This is a genomic window from Streptomyces sp. NPDC017056 (assembly GCF_044332485.1).
Classification (GTDB): Bacteria; Actinomycetota; Actinomycetes; order Streptomycetales; family Streptomycetaceae; genus Streptomyces.
The window spans coordinates 1-20,951 of sequence record NZ_JBIRPD010000005.1 but is presented as its reverse complement, the minus strand read 5'-3'; the positions used below and the strand labels follow the sequence as shown (position 1 = coordinate 20,951).

At 68.6% G+C, this 20,951-nt stretch carries 22 protein-coding genes and 1 pseudogene; 15 read left to right on the top strand and 8 right to left on the bottom strand.

Annotated elements, in window-relative coordinates; genetic code table 11:
• Positions 1–3 precede the first annotated feature (3 nt).
• On the top strand, positions 4–1,122 hold the full coding sequence (locus ACH4OW_RS10840) for a lipid II:glycine glycyltransferase FemX (RefSeq protein WP_398026699.1): 1,119 nt from the start codon (positions 4–6) through the stop codon (positions 1,120–1,122).
• 48 nt (positions 1,123–1,170) lie between these two features.
• Here ACH4OW_RS10840 and ACH4OW_RS10835 read toward each other — a convergent pair whose 3' ends face one another.
• Both ACH4OW_RS10835 and ACH4OW_RS10830 read right to left on the bottom strand, forming a co-directional pair.
• A complete protein-coding gene (locus tag ACH4OW_RS10835) occupies positions 1,171–2,280 on the bottom strand; it encodes a sensor histidine kinase (protein WP_398026697.1) in 1,110 nt (369 codons plus the stop codon).
• Entirely contained in the window at positions 2,273–2,968 is a 696-nt protein-coding gene (locus ACH4OW_RS10830; protein WP_398026695.1) for a response regulator transcription factor, read from the bottom strand. Before ACH4OW_RS10830 ends, ACH4OW_RS10835 begins: the two co-directional genes overlap by 8 nt.
• An 86-nt stretch (positions 2,969–3,054) precedes the next feature.
• Between ACH4OW_RS10830 and vanY-N the strand changes: the two genes are divergently transcribed.
• Complete coding sequence (gene vanY-N, locus ACH4OW_RS10825) at positions 3,055–3,606, top strand: D,D-peptidase/D,D-carboxypeptidase VanY-N (RefSeq protein ID WP_398026693.1); 552 nt, start codon at positions 3,055–3,057, stop codon at positions 3,604–3,606.
• 112 nt (positions 3,607–3,718) lie between these two features.
• Here vanY-N and ACH4OW_RS10820 read toward each other — a convergent pair whose 3' ends face one another.
• Positions 3,719–4,312: a TetR/AcrR family transcriptional regulator gene (locus ACH4OW_RS10820; RefSeq protein WP_398026691.1), complete on the bottom strand. Its 594-nt coding sequence runs from the start codon at positions 4,310–4,312 to the stop codon at positions 3,719–3,721.
• A gap of 299 nt (positions 4,313–4,611) precedes the next feature.
• Here ACH4OW_RS10820 and ACH4OW_RS10815 point away from each other — a divergent pair, with 299 nt between their 5' ends.
• The 4 genes and pseudogenes from ACH4OW_RS10815 to ACH4OW_RS10800 form a co-directional block, all read left to right on the top strand.
• Positions 4,612–5,550, top strand: a complete 939-nt coding sequence (locus ACH4OW_RS10815) for an alpha/beta fold hydrolase (protein ID WP_398026689.1) — start codon at positions 4,612–4,614, stop codon at positions 5,548–5,550.
• 361 nt (positions 5,551–5,911) lie between these two features.
• Entirely contained in the window at positions 5,912–6,673 is a 762-nt protein-coding gene (locus ACH4OW_RS10810; protein ID WP_360132563.1) for a hypothetical protein, read from the top strand.
• Between the two features lie 67 nt (positions 6,674–6,740).
• A complete protein-coding gene (locus ACH4OW_RS10805) occupies positions 6,741–7,052 on the top strand; it encodes a CU044_2847 family protein (RefSeq protein WP_360132566.1) in 312 nt (103 codons plus the stop codon).
• Positions 7,053–7,059: 7 nt separating this feature from the next.
• Positions 7,060–9,156 (top strand): annotated as a pseudogene (locus ACH4OW_RS10800) (CHAT domain-containing protein); the annotation flags it as partial.
• Here the strand turns inward: ACH4OW_RS10800 and ACH4OW_RS10795 are convergent.
• The 5 genes from ACH4OW_RS10795 to ACH4OW_RS10775 all read right to left on the bottom strand — a co-directional run bounded on the left by ACH4OW_RS10795 (position 9,100) and on the right by ACH4OW_RS10775 (position 13,213).
• The gene (locus ACH4OW_RS10795; RefSeq protein WP_398026687.1) at positions 9,100–10,482 is read right to left on the bottom strand and encodes a beta-ketoacyl-[acyl-carrier-protein] synthase family protein; all 1,383 of its coding nucleotides are present in this window, start codon (positions 10,480–10,482) and stop codon (positions 9,100–9,102) included. The pseudogene ACH4OW_RS10800 and the gene ACH4OW_RS10795 overlap by 57 nt on opposite strands.
• Positions 10,479–10,739, bottom strand: coding sequence for an acyl carrier protein (locus ACH4OW_RS10790; RefSeq protein WP_360132572.1), 261 nt, complete (start codon positions 10,737–10,739; stop codon positions 10,479–10,481). Before ACH4OW_RS10790 ends, ACH4OW_RS10795 begins: the two co-directional genes overlap by 4 nt.
• Positions 10,709–11,863: an SDR family oxidoreductase gene (locus ACH4OW_RS10785; protein WP_398026684.1), complete on the bottom strand. Its 1,155-nt coding sequence runs from the start codon at positions 11,861–11,863 to the stop codon at positions 10,709–10,711. The genes ACH4OW_RS10790 and ACH4OW_RS10785 overlap by 31 nt, the downstream gene beginning before the upstream one ends.
• A 117-nt stretch (positions 11,864–11,980) precedes the next feature.
• Positions 11,981–12,214 (bottom strand): hypothetical protein, encoded by a 234-nt coding sequence (locus ACH4OW_RS10780; protein ID WP_398026682.1) that lies wholly within the window; start codon positions 12,212–12,214, stop codon positions 11,981–11,983.
• Between the two features lie 60 nt (positions 12,215–12,274).
• The gene (locus tag ACH4OW_RS10775; RefSeq protein WP_398026680.1) at positions 12,275–13,213 is read right to left on the bottom strand and encodes a wax ester/triacylglycerol synthase domain-containing protein; all 939 of its coding nucleotides are present in this window, start codon (positions 13,211–13,213) and stop codon (positions 12,275–12,277) included.
• Positions 13,214–13,617: 404 nt separating this feature from the next.
• On the opposite strand from ACH4OW_RS10775, the gene ACH4OW_RS10770 reads away from it, so the two are divergent.
• From ACH4OW_RS10770 to aceA, 9 genes are all read left to right on the top strand, one after another.
• Positions 13,618–13,980, top strand: a complete 363-nt coding sequence (locus ACH4OW_RS10770) for a hypothetical protein (protein WP_398026678.1) — start codon at positions 13,618–13,620, stop codon at positions 13,978–13,980.
• 284 nt (positions 13,981–14,264) lie between these two features.
• The gene (gene speD / locus ACH4OW_RS10765) at positions 14,265–14,672 is read left to right on the top strand and encodes an adenosylmethionine decarboxylase (RefSeq protein WP_398026676.1); all 408 of its coding nucleotides are present in this window, start codon (positions 14,265–14,267) and stop codon (positions 14,670–14,672) included.
• Between the two features lie 64 nt (positions 14,673–14,736).
• Positions 14,737–15,855: an NAD(P)-dependent oxidoreductase gene (locus tag ACH4OW_RS10760; protein WP_398026674.1), complete on the top strand. Its 1,119-nt coding sequence runs from the start codon at positions 14,737–14,739 to the stop codon at positions 15,853–15,855.
• A 1-nt stretch (position 15,856) separates the two neighbouring features.
• The gene (locus ACH4OW_RS10755; protein ID WP_398026672.1) at positions 15,857–16,714 is read left to right on the top strand and encodes a class I SAM-dependent methyltransferase; all 858 of its coding nucleotides are present in this window, start codon (positions 15,857–15,859) and stop codon (positions 16,712–16,714) included.
• On the top strand, positions 16,711–17,433 hold the full coding sequence (locus tag ACH4OW_RS10750; RefSeq protein ID WP_398026670.1) for a hypothetical protein: 723 nt from the start codon (positions 16,711–16,713) through the stop codon (positions 17,431–17,433). Before ACH4OW_RS10755 ends, ACH4OW_RS10750 begins: the two co-directional genes overlap by 4 nt.
• A gap of 63 nt (positions 17,434–17,496) precedes the next feature.
• Positions 17,497–18,624, top strand: a complete 1,128-nt coding sequence (locus tag ACH4OW_RS10745; protein ID WP_398026668.1) for an aromatic ring-hydroxylating dioxygenase subunit alpha — start codon at positions 17,497–17,499, stop codon at positions 18,622–18,624.
• Positions 18,625–18,692: 68 nt separating this feature from the next.
• Entirely contained in the window at positions 18,693–19,406 is a 714-nt protein-coding gene (gene mtnC / locus ACH4OW_RS10740) for an acireductone synthase (protein ID WP_398026666.1), read from the top strand.
• Between the two features lie 69 nt (positions 19,407–19,475).
• On the top strand, positions 19,476–20,267 hold the full coding sequence (locus ACH4OW_RS10735) for an S-methyl-5'-thioadenosine phosphorylase (RefSeq protein ID WP_398026664.1): 792 nt from the start codon (positions 19,476–19,478) through the stop codon (positions 20,265–20,267).
• A gap of 28 nt (positions 20,268–20,295) precedes the next feature.
• On the top strand, positions 20,296–20,951 hold a 656-nt coding region (gene aceA / locus ACH4OW_RS10730), incomplete at its 3' end, for an isocitrate lyase (RefSeq protein ID WP_398026662.1).

The window sequence follows — 20,951 nt, the reverse complement described above, 5'->3', positions numbered from 1 at the left end:
GCTGTGGCTTTTCGGGTACGGACCATCACGGCGGGCGATCACGTCGCGTTCAACGCGTCCCGACCTGCGGTGAGTTTCCTGCAGACCCCGGCCTGGGCGTCGGTGAAGAGCGCGTGGGGGTCGGAGTCGCTGGGCTGGTTCGACGACCGCGACCAACTGGTCGGTGCGGGCCTGGTGCTGTACCGACGGCTGCCGGGGGTCAAGACATCGCTGGCGTACTTGCCCGAAGGGCCGGTGATCGACTGGTCCTCGGACGATCTGGCCGGCTGGCTCGGCCCGTTGGTGGACCACCTGAAGCGCTCCGGCGCCTTCGCCGTACGCATCGGGACGACGGCGGTGGCCCGCACCTGGAGTGCTGCGACGATCAAGGCCGCGATCGCCGACCCGGAGATCACCAGGCTCGGAAACGTGCCGCCGGACACGGTCAACGACGCCGCCGCCCGGGCACGTATCCAGCTCCGGCGTCTGGGCTGGCGCCCGCCGAAAGAAGACGGAGGATTCTCCGCCGGGCAGCCGCGCTGGGTTTTCCAGGTCCCGCTGGCCGGCAAGAACGAAGCGCAACTCCTTGCGGGGATGAACCAGCTCTGGCGGCGCAATATCAAGAAGGCCGGCAAGGCGGGCGTCATCGTGACCCAGGGCGGTGTCGAGGACCTGTCCGACTTCTATCGGATCTATCTCGAAACCGCGAAACGTGACCACTTCATCCCGCGGCCGTTCGGCTACTTCCCGGCCATGTTCGAGGCGCTGCTGGCCGAGGACAAGGACCGGATCCGGCTCTACCTCGCCCACCACGAAGGCGATCTCGTGGCCGCCGCCATCTGGGTCCGGGTCGGAGAACACGCCTGGTACAGCTACGGCGCCTCCGCCACGGCCAAACGGGAGGTACGCGGGTCGAACGCCGTGCAATGGAAGATGATCACCGACGCTCTAGCTGCCGGATACACGGTCTACAACCTGCGCGGCATCACCGACACCGTGGACGGGAACGACCCGCACCTGGGCCTGATCCAGTTCAAGGTCGGCACCGGTGGCGAAGCCGTGGAGTACCTCGGCGAATGGGATCTGCCGCTGAACCGTCTGCTTTACAAGGCGTTCGACGTCTACATGTCCCGTCGAGGCTGAGGCCGACGGTCGGTGGCGGAACGCGGCGGGCCGGGCAACTCGTTCGCGTCACACCTGGCGCCCGTGCGCTGACGCGGCGGGCAGTTGCACCGTGACGCGGAGCCCGCCGGCGGGGCGGGGGGTGAGGGTGAGAGTTCCGTCGTGTGCTTGGGCGATGCTTTTGACGATGGCCAGCCCGAGGCCGACACCTGCGTGGCCGGTGTGCAAGCGTTCGTTGCCGCGCTGGAATGGCTCGGTGAGTGTCGAGACCAGCTGAGAGGTGAGCTTCTCGCCGGTGTTCTCGACAGTGAGCACAACAGAGTTGGGGCGGACGCTGGTATGCACCCATACGATGCCCTGTTCGGGCAGGTTGTGGCCGATCGCATTGTGCAGAAGGTTCGTGGTCATTTGCAGCAGGAGCGCCCGTGAGCCGATGGTGGCGCTCGTGTCTCCGGAGGTTTCGATGGTGACGTCATGCCTCTCCGCCAAGGGGAAGAGCGTTTCAGTGGCTTCTTCTGCCATGAGGGACAGGTCGACGTGTTCCCTGGTGAACGACCGCTGGTTGGCGCGGCTGAGGAGAAGCAAAGCCTCGGTGAGGTCGATGGCCCGGGTGTTGACCACGCGGAGGCGCTCGACGAGCTCGCAGGCGTCGTGATTCGGATCGTTGCGGGCCACGTCGAGAAGCGCCTGCGTGACCGCCAGCGGGGTGCGCAGTTCATGGGAGGCATTGGCCGCGAATCGCTGCTGTTCGACGACGTGGGCTTCGAGCTGCGCGAGCATGGTGTCGAAGGAGTCGGCGAGTTCGCGGAACTCGTCCCGGCGGCCCGGCAGGCGAATCCGGTGGGACAGCGGTCCGTTCGCCACCCTGCGTGTGGCGTCGGTGATGCGAATCAGCGGGGCGAGCATCCGGCCGGCCAGAATCCACCCGCCCACGAGACCGAACACCAGCAGGAACGCCAGCACCATAATTCCCGCCGGGACGAAGACGACCGGGCCGAAATTGCTGGGGTCGAAGACGCGCAAAAAGTCGGCCGGGTCGGAGACGTTCAGGCTTTGCGACCGTCCTCGCAGGAGAAACACCCACACGGCGGCGAGCAGCAAGGCGCCCGCGATCATAAGGAACCCGGCGTAGCTGAGGGTGAGTTTGAGGCGGACGCTCAACCCCTGGCGCCTATCCACGCTCCGCTCCCCGGTCATCGGCGTCCGGTCCCGTGTCGATGCGATAACCGACCCCGGGCACGGTGGCGATCAGCCAGGGCTCGCCGAGGCGTTTGCGCAAGGCCGAGACCGTGATGCGCACGGCGTTGGTGAACGGGTCCGCGTTCTCGTCCCACGCTCGCTCCAGCAACTCTTCTGCGCTGACGACACCGCCTTCGGCAGCGACGAGGACTTCGAGCACGGCGAACTGCTTCCTGGTGAGCGCGATGTAGCGGCCTTCGCGGTAGACCTCGCGGCGGAACGGATCCACCCGCAGGCCCGCGATCTCCCGCACCGGCGGCCTGCTGTGGGCGCGCCTGCGGTCGAGTGCTCTGAGCCTGAGCACGAGTTCTCGCATCTCGAAGGGCTTGGTGAGGTAGTCGTCGGCGCCGAGTTCGAACCCGCTGGCCTTGTCGTCGAGCCGGTCGGCCGCGGTCAGCATGAGGATCGGCATGCCGCCGCCGGAGGTGACGATGCGCCGGGCGATCTCGTCACCGGTCGGTCCGGGGATGTCCCGGTCCAGGACGGCGATGGCGTATGCGTTGGTGCTCAGCAGCTCCAGAGCGGTGTCACCGTCACCGGCGATGTCGGCCGCGATCGCCTCCAGGCGCAGCCCATCGCGGATGGCCTCTGCCATATAGGGCTCGTCCTCGACAACTAACACACGCATGGCCAGATGCTACGAGCCGGTGCATATCGCCGGCATATCGAAAACCGGATACGGGCCGGCAACACCACGCCCCCTTGGCTGGAGGCATGAGCGAACCCCACGTCATCCCACCCCGGCCCCGTGACCGGCTGTTCGCCGTTCTTGCGGTCGCGCTCGCCGTGCTACTGCTGCCCGTCGCGTTCGTCCGCCGTCCCGGCCGCGCCCGCGAACTGGCCTGCAGCTGGGCGCTGGGGTTCCGGTTTCCTGCCGAGGAGCTCACCGGGCTCACCGACAGTGCCAGGGCGGCGTTCACCGCTGCACGCGCTGAGGCGCTCTGGCGCCATGGCCAGCTCATCGGTCTCACCTCGGGATACCGCGATCCCCTCGTCCAGCAACGGCTGTTCGACAAGGAGGTGCGCCGCGCCGGCTCACCGGCCGCGGCCCGGATGCTCGTGCTGCCACCGGCGGAATCCCAGCACGTCAAGGGCATCGCGCTGGATGTGCGCCCGTTCGAAGGCGCGCGTTGGCTGGAGGAACACGGTGCCCGCTACGGCCTCTATCGCATCTACGACAACGAGTGGTGGCACTTCGAATACCACTCGGACGCCGGCCTGCCGCCAACGGCCCAGGAGATTCGCAATGCTCTGCAAACTCGTTGACGAGGAGCAGCATGCCGGGCGCCTGGAAGGGCGTCTCCAGGCCGCGAGGCAACGTGCCTTCGACGCGGGGCGTGCCTCTCTTCGCACCGCTTCCCGGCTGACGCTGTCTGCCTCACCGGCCACCTGCGCGCAACGCGTGCGAGAGCGCGTCAACGGTCACGCCCACTACGGCCAGGAGCTGCGCCGGGCTCGCCCCGGCTCTGCTCATGACGGCGAGCGACTGGTTCACGGCCGCCGCGTGTTCAGCGAAGGCATCGGCGTCCCGGTCGGTCAGTCGCCCGGCCTTCAGTGCGGTGCGCAGGCGCAAACGCTGGAAGCCGAGTGCCTCCTTGGCGTGTGCCGCGACGGCCGGGCTCAGCACCGGAATCGCCATGGCCGACTGGGCAATCAGGCACCCATCGGGCAGTTCGGGGTCGGCGATGCGCTCAAGGGTGACATCGAAGAACGCGCGAACAGCTGCAAGGGGTTCCGAGGCTGCGCACGACAGGGCGGCGTCGTACTTGTCGCCGTAGCGCGCGGCGTAGAGATCCAGGCAGCGCAGGAAGAGCGTGTCCTTGTCGCCGAGCGAGGAGTAGATGGAGCTGCGGTTCAGGCCGGTTGCCCGTGACAGGTCGTCCAACGAGGTGTCGGCGTAGCCGGCGCGCCAGAACTGGTGCATCGCGGCGTCGAGTGCCGTGTCCATGTCGAACTGCTTCTTGCCTGCCACGTGGCGCTTCCTTGCCGATGTGTCGCTGTCCATTGGGCCGTGCGGCACACCATTCCATCTTGAACTGAATAGTTCAAGATGTGTTACGTTGCAGACGTGACCATGACCGTGGGCGCCCCGCAATCCTGGGAAGCGCCACGGGCATGCCGCCTGGACCAGGCGGCCGCCGCCGTCCTCATCTTTGAGCCCGTCACCACAGCGAGTTCTCGCGACCGCCACCGCCACCGCCGCCGCGCTCGCGGGCCCGGCCCTGGGGCGTAGCGCCGAACCAGCACACCCCGTACCCACGGAGGATTCCCATGACCGACCCTGCAACCACCACTCAGCATGTCTCCGAAGCCAACCCCGTCCGCGACCTGCCCCTGCACGACCTGGACGGCTTCACCCACCGCTGGGTCGACGCAGACGGCATCCGCCTGCACGCCGTCGAAGGCGGCCAGTCGGCCGGCCCGGCTGTCGTCCTGCTCGCCGGGTTCCCGCAAACCTGGTGGGCCTGGCGAAAGGTCATGCCCGGTCTCGCCGACCGGTACCGCGTCATCGCGATCGACCTGCCGGGCCAGGGCCACTCCGAGCGCCCGGAGCGCAGCTACGACACCCACACGGTCGCCGCCCACGTCCACGCCGCCGTGCAGGCACTCGGAGTGTCGGCGTACTGGTTGGCCGCCCACGACATCGGCGCCTGGGTAGCCTTCTCCCTCGCCCTGAACCACGAGAGCCGGCTGCGTGGGATCGTCCTGCTCGACGCCGGAATCCCCGGCATCACCCTCCCGGAATCGATTCCCACCGACCCGGCCCGGGCGTGGAAGACCTGGCATTTCGCGTTCCACCTCGTGCCCGACCTGCCCGAGACCCTGCTCGCCGGCCGCGAACGGGACTATGTCGGCTGGTTCTTGGAGACGAAGGCCCTTTCGCCCGGCGCGTTCGACGATGCCGACCTCGACTACTACGCAGCGGCCCTCGCCGCCGACGGCGGCCTCCGCGCCTCCCTCGCCTACTACCGAGACGCCGCCGAGTCCGCGCGCAAGAACCACCAGGCGCTCAACCGGCAGCACTTGACCGTGCCCATCCTCGGAATCTCCAGCAGCCACGGCTCCATCCCGGACATGGCGGCCTCCATCAGCCCATGGGCCGACAACATCACCGGAGTCGTCGTGCCCGACGCCGGGCACTTCATCCCCGATGAGCAGCCCGAAGCCGTCGCGGCCGCCATAGCCGGCTTCATCGCCGACGGCGACTGACGTACGGGCTGCGTCATCCTCGGCGGGCTACGGCACCACTGCTGCGGTCGTGGGCACGCTCTGCCTCGCCGAACCCCTCGCGGCGTCCTTCCTCGGTGTTCTCGCCCTGCACGAGCACCTCGCCGCAACCTGCCTCCGCGCCGCGTCCGCGCCCCGCCCCCGGTCACCCTTGTCACTCGCCGGGCCGCCCGCCACAGCACTTCGCGATTCTCTGGAAGAGCATCATGCGCGACATGACATGCGGTAATTGCAGAGGGTGTGCTTACGTACGTGGAAATACGCCTTCCGGGAAACTCCCGCGTATCGTGTGGAATCGCTAAGGTTGAGCGATACTTCATCGGCTCAGCTTTCGGGGGACGACATGCCGATGTCCATCAAAGTTATCATTTTCGCTTTAGGCGGCCTGATGATCTTGGCCGCTCTCCTGGGGAGCGGTTTCTCCGTCCGGGAGATCTCCTTTCCGAGGATCAGCCCGGTGATACGGGCCGCGACCGTTGTGCTCGGCGTCGGCCTCATCATCACCAGCATCATCCTCTTGGCCACGGAATCCAAGACGCCTGTCGCGCAGCCGCAACCGCAGCCGTCACCTTCGACCAACTCCCCTTCGTCAGCCGCTCCGACCACTCCGGCACCGGAAACCACGCCGCCGTCCACCGACGCGTCCACGCCGACGCGGGGCTCGGAGGCGGCGGCCAACGAGTTGCTGACGCATGTTCCCTCGGCGGTGCGCGGGGGGTGCCTTGCCATCGACGCCTCGGATCTCCCCGATACGGCGACCGCCGGGCTGCGGTGCTCAAGCGACGACGGCTTCAATACCGACTACTGGCAATTCTCCGACTCCGGCAGCATGCAGAGTGAGTATGCGAAGGCCCTCAAGGGTTACGAGTTCACCAGCAAGTCGTGTGCGAGTTCGTCCGACCTCAACGGGCAGAGTGATTTCACGTACAGCGGCGAGACCGCCGGGTCCATGTCGTGCTTCCTGGACAGCGACGGTTACGCGAACATCATGTGGACGTACGACGAACTGGCCATCGTCTCGCTGACCTATTCCCCTGAGGCGAACTACGGGGCGCTCAGGCAGTGGTGGGCGCAGGCCGGACCGGTACCCGGTTCCACTGTGTAAATTCCACTGCGTAAAGGGGTATGAGCTCGTGAAAGTGCTGGAAATACCACTGGAGCCGGGTGGCAGCATGGCGGTCGAAAGCGTCGATACGCCCTACGGGGACGTGGTGACGCGCGGCATGTCCGTACAGGCGGCAGCCGAGCGTGCCCAGCAGACCTTCGAAGCCTCCCTGGACGCGATCCGCACCGTAGCCGAGACGGTGGTCGCCCAGCTGAGCGGACTGCGCGCGCGGCCGGACAGCGCGACCGTGGAATTCGGTGTCGCGCTGACCGCCAAAGCGGGAGCGGTGGTGACGGCCGGCGCCGCCACCCACCTCCAGGTGACCCTCACGTGGCAGGCGGTGGGCGGCAGCCCGGACGCCGCGGCAGGACGCGGGTAACGCCGGCATGCGGGACACCAGCGACTTCGTCCTGGAGATCAGCGGCCAAGCCGGGCGCTACATGGTGGACGTGTCCTCCCGCGCCGGTGAGGGCAGCGTGCCGGTCGACCTCGACGCCCAAGCGATCAGCTCCCGCCTTGAGGAACTGCAGGCCGTGGTGCTCGCTTCGTCGGCGACACCCCGTGCGGTGGCGCTGGGCCTGGAGCGCCCGGTACGGGATGTGGGCGCCCACCTGTTCGAAACCATCTTCCCCGGCCAGATCCGCGGCCTGTACCTGTCGAGCCGGCAACGTGCCGTGGAGAACGACGAGATGCACCGGCTGGTGCTGCGTATCCGCGCTCCCGAACTCGCCGCCCTGCCGTGGGAACTGCTCAACAACGCCGAATTGGGCGGCTACCTCTGTATGCGGGAACCGGTGGTCCGTTACGTCGACATGCCGGAACCCGTGGTGGCGTTGCCCATTGATCCGCCGTTGCACGTTCTCGGCGTGATTTCTCTCCCGGGAAACCGTGCGGCACTGGACGCGGACAGCGAACGGGCGGGGCTGGAGATCGCGTTGCGCCCCCTGATACGCAAAGGGCTGGTCCGACTGGACTGGGTGGACGGGCAGACCGCCGACGACCTGTCCCGAAGGCTCCTGGAGGGCTGTCACGTCCTGCATTTCATCGGCCACGGGGCCTACGATCCGGCGCGCCAGGAAGGCATGATCGCGCTGGCCGACGGCAACGGCCACGAGCACCTGCTGCACGCGACCGCGCTGTCCGACCTGATCAGCCTGGCCCGGCCGAAACCGCAGCTCATCGTGCTCAACAGCTGCCAGAGCGGCATGGGCAATTCCGACGACCTGTTCTCCAGCACGGCGGCGGTCCTGGTGCGCAACGTGCCCGCTGTCGTCGCCATGCAGTTCGCCATCACCGACAAGGCCGCCCTGCGGTTCGCCGCTTCTTTCTACGAAGCGCTCACGTTCGGCAGGCCGGTCGACGAGGCTGTGCGCGTCGGGCGCGTAGCTCTCGTGGTGGGCAAGGACGACAGTCTCGAATGGGCGACCCCCGTGCTGTATCTCCGCGGAGGCAATACCCACCTCTTCGACATTTCCGCAGCCGTGACCGAAGACGTCCTTTCCGCTTCCGATGCGACGGACGGCACGCACGGCACGCACGGCAGGAACGGGACGCACGGCTCGGACCATACGGATCGTACGGACGGCAATGGGAATTCCTCGACCGGTGCGGCTCGTTTCGTGTCCGGGCCCTTGCCGCCCAAACCCGACTTCCTCCCGCACGCGACGGGTCATCCCACCGCGCCCGCCCGGGTGATCCGTACCGGCCAGTGGGTCCATTCGGTGGCCTTCCATCCCGACGGCAGGCGGCTGGTCACCGGTTCGCGCAAGTGGGTGCGCGTCTGGGACGCGCAGACCGGGAACCGCATCTGGGAACAGGCGATCGGCTGGGTCTCCACCGTGTTCGCGACGGCGTTCAGCGCCGACGGGTACCGTCTGGCCACCGGCGGTGCCGACAACTCCGCGCGCATCTGGGCCTCCTCCGACGGTGAGCAGCTCTTGTGCGTCCGTCACGACCACGTCGTCTTCGGGATCGATTTCAGTCCGGACGGCCGGTACCTGGCCACCGCCTCCGCCGACCGGACCGTACGCCTGTGGGACACCGCCAGCGGGGAACCGCTGCTGAGCATCCCCCACGACCAGGTGGTCCGAGGCGTGGCTTTCAGCCCGGACGGCTGGTGCCTGGCCACCGCCTCCACCGACCGTTCCGCGCGGGTGTGGTCCACCAACGGCGCCCTGTTGACGCGTATGCGGCATCCTCACGCGGTCCGGGCCGTGTCCTTCGCCCCGGACGGCAACACCTTGGCAACCGCAGGCGAGGACGGCACGGCCCGCCTGTGGAACACCCGCACTGGTCATCAACTGCTGCTGATCCGGCACGGCGGCGCCGTCAAGAACATCACGTTCAGTCCGAACGGCAAGTGGATCGCCACCGCGAGCGCGGACCGCACCGCGGGCATCTGGAGCGTGGCCGACGGCAGCCGGGCCCTACGCGTCCAGCATGACCATGTGGTCTTCGGCATCGCGTTCAGCCCGGACAGCCAGTGGCTCGCCAGCTGCGGGGAGGACAAGCTCGTCAAGCTGACGCCCGTGCCGCTCTCCACTCTCCCGCACGGCAACGGAGGGACCGACACGGTCATGGAATGACGGCACATTCGTGAGTACGGCGACGGCGTTGTGGCCGCCGAATCCGAACGAGTTGCTGACGGCTGTGGACAGGGGCAGCTTCCGCGGGGTGCGGTGGACAACGTCCAAGTCGATGGCGGGGTCCAGGCAGTCCAGGTTGGCCGTGGGCGGGATGAGGCCGTGTTGGAGGCTGAGGACGGTGCAGGCCGCCTCGACGGCGCCGGTCGCTCCCAGTGAGTGGCCGAGGGTGCCTTTCAGGGACGTGACGGGAGGCACGCGGGGGAAGACCTCGTGGAGCGCGCGGGATTCCGTCAGGTCGTTCTCGTGGGTGGCGGTGCCGTGGGCGTTGACGAAGTCGATGTCCCGGGGGGACAGTCCGGCGTCGTCGAGTGCGGTGCGCAGGGCCTGGACGGCGCCCCGGCCTTGTGGGTGGGGGATGGCGATGTGGTGGGCGTCGCAGGAAGCCCCGTAGCCGGCGAAACGGGCGCGGGGGGAGGCGCGCCTGGCGCGGGCGTGGGACGCGCGTTCCAGGACCATGAGGCCGGCGCCCTCGCCCAGGACGAAGCCGTCCCGGTCCCGGTCGAAGGGCCGCGATGCGGCCGCGGGGGCGTGGCAGCGGCGCGAGAGGGCTCTCATCTGGGAGAAGCACACCGCGGGAATGCGTGTGCAGTTGGCTTCGGCGCCACCGGCGATGGCGATGTCACAGCTGCCCGCGCGCAGCAGGTCGCGCGCGATGCCCAGGGCAGTCGTACCCGACGCGCACGCTGTGGAGACCGCCAGGCTCGGACCGCGCGTCTGCAGGTCCAGGGCGACTTCCCCCACGGTCATGCTCGATACGCTGCGGACGATCAGCAGCGGTGAGACGCAATCGAGCCGGTCTTCGGCGAGCTTGGCGAACTCGCTCTCGTACCGGTCGAAACTGCATGACCCGATGCCGATGACCACGGCCACCCGCGCCGGGTCCCATGCGCCGCCCGCCAGGCCAGCGTCCGTGACGGCCTCCCGGGCGGCGACGAGGGCCAGCTTCGTCACGCGGTCGAGACGCAGGTCCAGGCGGCGGCCCAGGAGAGCGGCGGCGTCGAAGCCGGGCACGCGGCAGGAGATGTCGACGGGCAGGCCGGCCAGCTGCGGATCGGTGGCGGCCGTCGACTCCGCCACGAGGAGACGTTCCCACGTCGCCTGTGTGCCGACACCGGCGGGCGTCACCAGGCCCAGTCCGGTGATCACGATGTCGTCGGGTGTCACGGGAGCTTACGAGCCGTGTCGGGCGTGAGCCGGGCGGCCATCGCCTCGGCCGTCTGGGCCAGGGTGTGGTCGGCTGTGAGGTCGTCCAGACGGCATCCCGTCACCTCTGCGACGGTGACGGCGAGCTCCGCCAGAGCGAGGGAGTCGAGCCCGAGTTCGTAGAACGTGGCCTCCGGACGCAGCTCGTCTTCCGGCAGGTCGAAGGTGCTGGACAGGGTGGCGGTGATCAGCTGGTATGCCGCAGGTCGCTCTGACATGGTGCCTCCTGGTTCGGTGGACGCGGCGGGTGGGCGGCAGTCGTCGGGCGGAGGGCCTGGCGCAGGTAGGCCATGTCCAGGCCGGAGGGCGGGGGCACGGCCGAGGGGAGGGCCCGGTGCAGCAGGGTCCGGTCGTAGCGTCGGTGCACCCGGCTGTACGCGGTGACGCCTCCGGTGATGTCGGCCAGGGCGCGCTGGGCCGGCCCCAGGTGTGTGCAGGCGGGATCGAGACGGACGTCCAGCCGGGGCCACAGCTGCCGGGCGGCGGCCAGGACCCACTGCACGGGGGTGTCCTGGGGGTGGGTGAGGTGGAAGGTGTCGGTGTACGTGAGCGGGGCGCGGCCGAGCAGGCGGCTCATCACCTCGGCGGCGTACTCGACCGGCAGCAGGTTCACGGTGGCATCCGGGCGGCCGGGGAAGCGAAGAGTGCCTGATGCCGCGGTGACCGTGGGCCAGAACGTCCGGCTGCGGCTCAGCAGGGACAGGCGCGCCCCGATCTCGGAGAGCGGGTGCCGGGGAGCGGCGCACGGGCGGCGACGGGACGTGACCAGGACGGCCGGGCGCAGGACGGTGACCGGCCGGTCGTGGCGGTGCGCCCAGGCCCGGACGAACTCCTCGGCGAGGTACTTGGTGTGCTCGTACGGTGTCAGGAAGCCGTGCCGGTCGCTGAAGTCGGTCTCCTTGACCAGCCCTTCGAGCCGCCCGCCGGCGACGAAGGCGGTGCTGACGTGCACCACGCGCCCCCGCGCGCCCGAACGGTGCAGGAAGTCCAGAAGGCGGCGGGTGCCCTCGACATTGACCGGGTGGAGCGACCGGAGGTCCGCGGCCAGATCGATCACTGCGGCGCTGTGCCACCATTCGTCGACCGTCGCGGCCAGTTCCCGGCGGACCGGCGCGCTCAGGCCCAGCCCGGCCCTGGCCAGGTCCACGGTACGCAGCCGGACGCGACGCTCCCGGTCCGCCGGCAGCGGGATGCCGGTGGCGTCGAGGGCACGCCACAGGCGGCGCCGCCCGCAAGGCCCGTCGTCACGGACGAGCGCGACGACGTCGGCTCCCCGGGCCAGGAAGCGGGCCACCAGGTGGGAGCCGAGGAATCCGGTGGCACCGGTCAGGGCGATGAGCATACGCCGGACCCTTCGTGTGGTTCCGGTGCCGTCACTGCGGCCTCGGGCGGAGTGCGGCCCGCTCCGCACCGCCCAGCGTGACGGCGCGCGTGCCGGCTGCTGCTCGTGACGTTGGCATCATGGAGTGGCGCGTCCTCCTTCCGGTACGTCCGCCGGGCTGTCGGCAGGGGGCCTGGGGGCGGGCGGAGACGGTGACGCCGCCTCCCACAGCCGTGCCGCTTCCTGCTGCCACAGCACCGGGATACGGTCGGCGCCGGGCACCGCCACGTCGCTGACCACGGCGATCTGGGCGGTCGAGCCGTACGTCGTCAGACCGGCGTTGAACGGATGCCCGGGAGGCAGCAGGGTCATCGGCAACAGGCCGGTCAGCGACGGCGGTACCGCCGCCGCGTCGTCCCCGCACGGTACGTACTACGAGAGGACCGGGGCGTAGCGGGGGTCCAGCGCCCGGCGGAGCGCGAATTCCACGAGCCGGGCCGGCGAGCCGTACAGCAGGTCCTGCGCGGTCTGCCGCACCCGTGCCGACTTGAGGCCGGTGGTTGCCTTCACGGTCCGCGACAGCCGAAGCCGCGCGTCACTCTCCTGGCACGGCAGCCACACCCGACGCATAAAACACCGGTTGCCCCAGGACGACGACTCCTCGGGGCGCCTGACGTTGAGCGGGACGGCGACCGCCAGCGGCGCGGGAGACCTGCCCGCCTCCAGGCACCAGGTGCGCACCGCTCCCGCCAAGGCGGCCAGGTGGACGTCGTGGACCGTCGCCCCGGCAGCGCGGGCCACCGTACGCAACCGGGGCAGCGACGCCGTGGCGGTCGACACCCGGCGCCGGCCGGAAAGCTGCCACGGCCCGCCCAGCCCGGTCGGCGGAAAGCGCCGGTACGCGGCGTACATCGCCACCGCCGAGCCGACCGCCCGCAGGACCCGGCCCGTGCCGGAACCTTCACCGGCGGGCGGCCGCGGGGCAGGGCCCGGCCCCGCCGGAGCGAGGAGCGCCTGCAGCGTCCGCGCGATCGCCACGCCGTCCTGCCGGGCGTGGTGCACGCGGTACGAGAGAGCCCAACCGTCCCCCGAGGAGGGCCGTACCAGACGCATTTCCCAGCCGAGTTCCAGCGGGGAGGTCCCGGCCCACGCCTGCTCGGCCTCCTCCGCCACACACGTACCCGCCTCGTCCGGCACGATCGTTTCCACCACATGCCGGGCCACGTCGACATCGGCAACCGGCGCCCAGGCCGCGGCCGATCCGCGCAGTTCGTATGACAGCACCGGCAACTCGCGCAGCGCCCCGCGGACCAAGCGCCGCAGATCCTCCAACGCCGGCGCCTCGCCGCCCAGATAGACGATCGCTCCCACATCCAGGCAGGCATGCGGAGTGCTGCTCCCGAATGCGTGAAAAGCCCGGTCCAAGGCCGAATCCCGAGGGGAAGGCGGCGAGCCGGATCCCCGCACGCCATTCACCGGTGGCCTCGCCGGTGTACGGGGTGGTTCGTTCGCATCGTGGCACCTCCCGGTACGAAGGGACTCTGCTCAGCGGCCGCACCGGCACGGCACGGGCCACCCGTGATCTGCCCCTCGTACACGCCTTTTGCGCCCCTGAAAGGCATAAACCACCTGGCACAGTGAACCCACGGCTTCGTGGAGTTCAGGGCAGAGGTCCGGCCCTGTCGCTCGTTGGTTGGGTATCGGCGGCCGAAGAGCGTGGGGTGGCGAGGCCGGGGTATGGCGCTGGCGAATCCGACGCCTACGGAAGGAACAGCATGCCGAAGCAGCACCCCCGCCCCTTGTTGATCGGCCTGATCGCAGGAGCCGTCCTGGCCGCCGGAGGTGCATTCGCCACACCGGCCGCGGCAGCACCCTCGGTCAACGTCCAAGCCAACGGCTCGACGGTGACCGTCACCACGCCGAAAAGCGCCCGGGGCTGCATGAAAGGCGCGGTCGCCGAATGGCACAGCAAAGCCGGTAAACCCGGGAGCCGGGGCAGCGCCAAGATGACGCGGAAGCGCAGGTCCTGGATCGCCACTTTCACCGGCCTCAAGTCGGGAAAGTACACCGCCTACGTGCGGTGCGAGGGGGGCGGTTCAGCCGACCCGGGGTCGAGGGAGTTCACCGTCTTCGACTGAGGCCGTGGGACGGGGGCCGTGGGGCTGGGGCCGTACGACGCCCCGCCGGCCGATCCGGGAGCCGACGCGCACAAAGGCCGACTCCCGGATCGCGCTGGGGGGCGGGAGGGTGGCCTCTTGAGCGGTTCGTTAGGGGAAAGTGAGCGCTTCGGTACGGCAGTGCGCTTCTGTGGAGATGCAACACGAAACCTCTGGCACACGGAAGGGGTGGGGGCTTTAGCGCATGACGCCCCGGTCCCTTGTCAGCGCATGGGTGTGTGCGGAGCACAGCAAGAGGAGGAAACGTGTCCGTCATCTCTGATCCCATGGTGCATGCGCCGGGAGATCTCCGGATCGATGCCTATGGCCTCTCCTACGCCGGGGTGCACATCACCTTGGACCTGTGGGGCGCATCGTCGCTCGACGACGAGCAGGTGGTCGGAAACGCCTTGCGAAAGGCCGTCGCGGCCTGCGGGGCGCACTTGCTGGAGTTGAAGATGCACCGCTTCGCTCCCCAAGGTCTCACCGGTGTCGCCATCCTGAGCGAGTCGCACATGTCGATTCATTGTTGGCCGGAGAACAACTACGCCGCCATCGACGTCTTCACCTGCGGTGAAGCCGACCCGCGCAAAGCCATCCCGATTCTGCGGGACGCATTCAGCCCGGAGCATCTGCAGGTGACGGAGCTGAAAAGGGGGATCAAGCCGGAGTGATGAGTGGGTAAGGCGCGGGCCGGAAGGTGACAGCAGGTACGTTCATCGGAAGGGGAGTACTGCCATGGCAGAGAAGAGTGTTTCCATCATCAAGGAGACCCGGGCCGGCGAGAAGCGCGTCATCGTCCTTCCGGAGCAGGCCGCGGAATTCGCCCGCGCCGGCTTCGAAGTCCTGGTGGAAACCGGTGCGGGCGTCGGCACGAAGGCTTCGGACGACGACTACATACGTGCCGGTGCCCGCATCGTAAGCACCGAAGAGGCTTGGCGAGGCAGTGACTTCGTACTCAAGTACAAGGCCCCCGGGCCCCATGAGTTCACCTATATGCGGCCGGGTCTCCGTCTCGGCGCCTTCTTCCACGCGGAAGGGAACCCGGAACTGACGCGCGCCCTCCTGAACTCCGGCACGCAAGCCTATGCCTACGAGTTCTTCAAGACGCCGGACGGCGCTTACCCGCTGGCCGTACCGGACAGTGAGATATCGGGCAAGCTGGCCGTTCTGTATGCGGCGTACCACCTGCAGAGCCATCTGAACGGTTCGGGTGTCCTGCTGGCGGACATGCCCTACGTGACGCCCCCGAAGGTCGTCGTCATCGGCTACGGGAACGCCGGTGCCGCGGCCGCCCGCACGGCCCGTGCCCTCGGTGCCGACGTCACCGTCCTGGGGACGGACCGGCACCGCCTGCGCCGGTTCGCCGCCTCGGCCCCGGGCGTCTCCTGCCGTATCAACACTCCCGAGGTGCTGGAGCACGAGGTGCGGGAAGCCGACGTGGTGGTCGGAGCGATCCTCATATCGACCTACGACACTCCGCCGATGATCGGCGAAGACCTGGTGCGCCGGATGAAGCCCGGCTCCGTGATCGTCGATGTCACGGTCGGCTACGGCAGCGGCTATCTGCCGACCTTCGACCGGCAGACCGTCCACACGGAGCCGGTGTACGAGCGCTTCGGTGTGCTGCACTGCAAGATCGACGCCATGCCCGGGTCGGTGCCCTACACGGCGTCACGGGCGGTCAGCCCGCTCATCACGCCGTATCTGATCGAGTTCGGCAACAGCCTGCAGTACGGCCGGCCGGCTCCCACGGCCGCCAACGGCATGATCACCGACGGGGGCCGGATGGCGCACCACGAGATCGAACGCCATATGGACCGCGCGTTCGGCGCCGAGCCGGCCCGGGTGCACTGACGTGGCGGGCTCCACGGCGAGCGGACTCGGGACACCGGACGCGGGGTACCGGCGCCGCGCGCGCTTCTACGACGTCGAGTACCGGACCACCGAGGACCACGGCTACCTCCGTAGCCTGGTCACCGACCGGGTGCGTTCGATCCTGGAGATCCCCAGCGGATCCGGCCGCAACGCGGACTGGCTCATCGCCAGTGGCCGGCGGGTGGTCTGCGCCGATCTTGAACCCGGCATGGTCGACCAGGTCCGCGCGCGGATCGAGAAGGCCGGGGCACCGGAGCGCGTCACGGCTGTCCAGGCCGACATGCGGGAACTGGACCTGCCCGAGCGCTTCGATCTGATCCTCGTGCCCCAGGAGGCCTTCCAACTGCTCCACGAGCCGGGGGACGCCGAACGGGCCCTGCCCCGGCTGGCGAACCACCTGCGGCCCGGCGGAACGATCCTGCTCGACCTCTACACCTTCGACAGCGACGGCAGCCAGGAAGGTAAGCGGACAGGAGACGCCTCGCCGCCGCCGGACTACTTCGACCCACGGCTGGCGGAGGGCCGGGTCGTCACCGAATGGCGGCGACCGGTGCCTCCGACGGGCTGGCTCGAACGGGCACGGAGCCAGCACGGCGAAGGAAACCGGATGCGCATCGTCTACGACTACCGGTTCGGCGAGGGAGACCGCGAACTCGACCGGTGGACCTCGTCCATCAGAATGCGGCGCTACACAGCGGACGGGATCGCCGGCCTGGCCGCCCGCAGCGGATTGCGTATCCGGCGCATCGCGCACGACTACGACGGCACACCGTGGGTTCCCGGTGCGGCACGAATGGTCACACACCTGTGCGCCGCGTCGGAAGAGGAGGAACGATGACGACCCGGCCGCCGCACCTCGATGAAGACCGGCTGGCCTATTACCGGCAGTACTTCGCCGACTTCTTCGACGGCGACTTCAAGCCCGGTATGGGCACCGAAGACATCCTGGACACCCTGTACGCCTCGGAGGCCGGTGGCGACTGGCTGGACCTCGGATGCGGGCCGTGCACACTGTTCTGGTCCATCGCCCTTCCGGAAACAATCCGCTCGATCCGCAGCGTCGATGCTGCGGAGGAAGCCTTGGCCGTGCTGCGCGAAGCCAACAACGGGCCCGGCGTTCCTCGCGCTTACCAGCAGGTGTTGCGGCGCTACGGACGTGATGCCGGCCACCTGCACGAGATGAAGTCCCGCATGGCGGGCTTCCACGCCTTCGACGCCATGGCGCCCTGGCCGGCGGAATTCGACGGACAACGGTTCGACCTCATCACGGAATTCGGCCTCTTCGGTCTGTCGCCCGATGCCGAACGCTACCGCCGGTGCTTCCCGTCCGTGCACGATCACCTTCGCCCCGGGGGAGTCGCTGTCGGAGCGGACTGGATTCGCAGCGCCGAGTACGTCGCCGAGGAAGGCCACGACAACACCTACCTGACCGAGGCCCTCGTCTCCTCCGCCATCAAGGAAGCCGGCCTCACGCCCACCCGGCACCGGCTGTGTCCCATCGAGGGGGACACGCTGTACGACGCGCTGATCGTCTGGTCGGCCGAACGCACGCCCTGAATGCGGCGAGCGACGTGCGCGCCGACCGGCCCCGGCGATCCCGGATTGCAGAAAGGAATGGTCATGTCGACCCCGAGCCTTCCCCCGAGCTTCCTGGCCACCCTCCCCGGGCGCTATTACCATGCCCCCGACATCTTCGAACTCGAACAGGACCGGCTGTTCCAGCAGTACTGGTACGCGTTCACACACGTCTCGGACGTACCACAGCCGGGAAAGTACCGCACGGCACAAGTAGGCAAGGAGAACGTGCTCGTCGTGCGCGGCAACGACGGTGAGCTGCGGGCTTTTCTGAACGTCTGCCGGCACCGTGGGACCCGCCTGTGCACGGACGAGTACGGCGAGACGAAGAAGAACTTCCGGTGCACCTACCACGCGTGGACGTACGGCCTGGACGGCGGACTCGTGGCCGCCCCGCACCTCGCCAAGATGCCGGACGTGGACCGGGCGGAGTGGGGCCTCAAACAGGTGCATCTGCGCGAGTACCTCGGCTATGTCTGGGTGTGTTTGGCGGAGGAGCCTCCGTCGTTCGAAGACACGGTGATCAGCCCCGTTTCCGAGCGGTTCGGCGACGCGCAGGCAGTGGACAACTGGGCGATGCCGGAACTCAAGGTCGGGCGGCGTATCACCTACGACGTCAAAGCCAACTGGAAAGTCATCGTGGAGAACTTCCTGGAGTGCTACCACTGCGCCACCATGCACCCCGAGTTCCTCGGCGTCATACCCGAATACGCCGAGGGGTACGCGGCCCAGTATTACGTGGGCCGTGGCGTGAAGTTCGGTGAGGACGTCGAAGGGTTCACCGTCGACGGGAAGGGCGGCTTCGGAAAGCTGCCCGGACTCACCGAAGAGCAGGACCGCCAGTACTGGGGCGTCCTCATCAATCCGCAGTTCTTCATCAGCCTCGTACCGGACCACGTGATCGCCCACCGGATGTTCCCGGTCTCGGCGCACCGGACGATCGTCGAGTGCGACTGGCTCTATGCCCAGGACGTCCCCGACGAAGGGCCCGAGCTGGACCGGTCCGTGGAACTGTTCCACCGCGTCAACCAGCAGGACTTCGCCGCCTGCGAACGGTGCCAGGTCAACATGGCATCCAAGCTCTACGAGCCCGGTGGCGTCCTGGTGCCGCACGAACACCAGATAGCCAGTGCATTCCACGACTGGTTCACGAAGGCGTTCGGAGAGCCGTGATGTCCGGGGGGCCGGCGCGCGGAGCGCCACGACACCACCGCCGGCAATGTGCCGGACCGGAAGGCGGCATGACCGCGGCTGTCGTCCTGGACGTCGAGGGAACCACGAGCGCGACCTCGCACGTCTACACCGAACTCTTCCCGTACGCGCGCAGCCGGATGGCCGAGTGGGTGAGCCGGCACGGTCACGAACCGCAGACCCGCGCCATACTCGACGAAGTCGGCCGTCGGTGTGGCCGCTCGGCACAGTGGGATGACCGAGCCGCAGTGCGCACGCTCATGGCGTGGTCCGACGAGGACGCGAAAATCGCGCCGTTGAAGTCCCTGCAAGGACTGATATGGCGCCAGGGATACGCCAGCGGTGAGCTGTCCGGCCACATATACGCCGACACTCTCCTCGCACTGCGCTCCTGGCTCGACCGCGGGACCAGCGTCTATCTGTACTCATCCGGCTCGGTTCAGGCGCAGCGCGACCTGTTCGCCCACACCCAGTTCGGCGACTTACGCGATCGGCTGAGCGGATACTTCGACACGACGTCGGCCGGTGGGAAGCACTGTCCCGACTCCTACCGAATCATCGCCCGAAGGGTCGGCGCAGTGGAAGGGCAAGTGCTGTTCGCCTCCGACTGCGTGAAGGAACTCGACTCGGCGCGGTCCGCCGGTTTGCGTACGGCTTGGGTGAAGCGCCCGGAGGAAACCTCCAGGGCTGCTTCCGCGCAAGGGACCCACCCGCACGCGCTCTACCGCAACCTCATCGCTGTGGCGGAGGCGCAACCCGGTTGATGCCTGTCCGCGCAAGTCGGTTCACCCGCCATGCCCCACCTGTTTCGCACGCACGTGCAGGAGCTTTTCATGGAACACACTCAGGCAGCTATCGGCATCATCGGGGGTACCGGCCTCTACTCGTTGTTCACAGACGGTACGGAGGAATGGCCCGACACCCCCTACGGCAAGGCCGGCGCACCGCTGACGGTCGGGAAGATGTCGGGCCGAACGGTTGCGTTCCTCCCGCGGCACGGTCGCCGTCACGAGTACGCGCCGCACAACGTGAACTACCGCGCCAACGTGTGGTCTCTCGAAAAGTGCGGTGTCACGCGTGTGATAAGCGTCGGCGCCGTCGGCAGCCTCACTCCGCGCATTCCTCCCGGGAGCCTCGTCGTCCCGGACCAACTGGTGGACCGGACAACCGGCCGTGCGCAGACGTACGTTGACGGCCCCGGTGTGGCCCATGCGCCGTTCGCCGATCCCTTTTGCCCGGCAGGGCGCCAGGCGGCGCTGCGCGCTGCCGAGCAGGCCCGCTGGCCGGCGGTGAACGGCGGCACGCAGGTCGTTGTCGAAGGGCCCCGGTTCTCGACGCGTGCCGAATCGCAGTGGTACGCCGGTCAGGGGTGGACCACGATCGGTATGACGGCCCATCCGGAGGCCGTACTCGCCCGGGAACTCGGCCTGTGTTACGTCCCTTTGTCCATGGTCACCGACTGGGACGCCGGTGTTCTGCCCGGCCATGGGGTCACTCAGGACGACGTCGTCGAGGCTTTCGCGGCCAACGTGGTCCGTATGCGGGACGTCCTCGCCGCATTGGTCGAGGCGTTGCCCACCGAAGACGAGTGCAACTGCAGGGAACTGAAGCCCAGCGTTTTATGAAGCGCTCTTTGAGAGGGGAGTAGAAGCCATGACGACAAGTCCGAAGGAACGCACGGCGGCCGAGGAGTTGGCCCGGCGGTGGGCGACCGATCCGCGGTGGCGGGGCACCATCCGTACGCACAGTGCCGCGGATGTGGTGCGGCTGGCGGGCAGTGTCCGCGAGGAGCACACCCTGGCGCGGCGGGGCGCCGAGCGGCTGTGGCGTCTGCTGCACGAGCGGGACTACGTCCACGCGCTGGGCGCGCTGACCGGTGGGCAGGCGGTGCAGCAGGTCAAGGCCGGGCTCCAGGCGGTCTACCTGTCGGGCTGGCAGGTCGCCGCGGACGCCAACCAGGCCGGGCACACCTACCCCGACCAGAGCCTGTACCCGGCCAACTCGGTGCCTCAGGTGGTGCGCCGCCTGAACAACGCCCTGCTGCGCGCCGACCAGATCGCCACCGCTGAGGAGGCCGGGGACAGCACCGACTGGCTGGTGCCCATCGTCGCCGACGCCGAGGCCGGCTTCGGCGGCCCGCTCAACGCCTTCGAGCTGACCAAGGCGATGATCGAGGCGGGCGCGGCCGGCATCCACTACGAGGACCAGCTCGCCTCCGAGAAGAAGTGCGGCCACCTGGGCGGCAAGGTGCTGGTGCCGACCGCCCAGCACATCCGCACCCTGGGCGCCGCCCGCCTGGCCGCCGACCT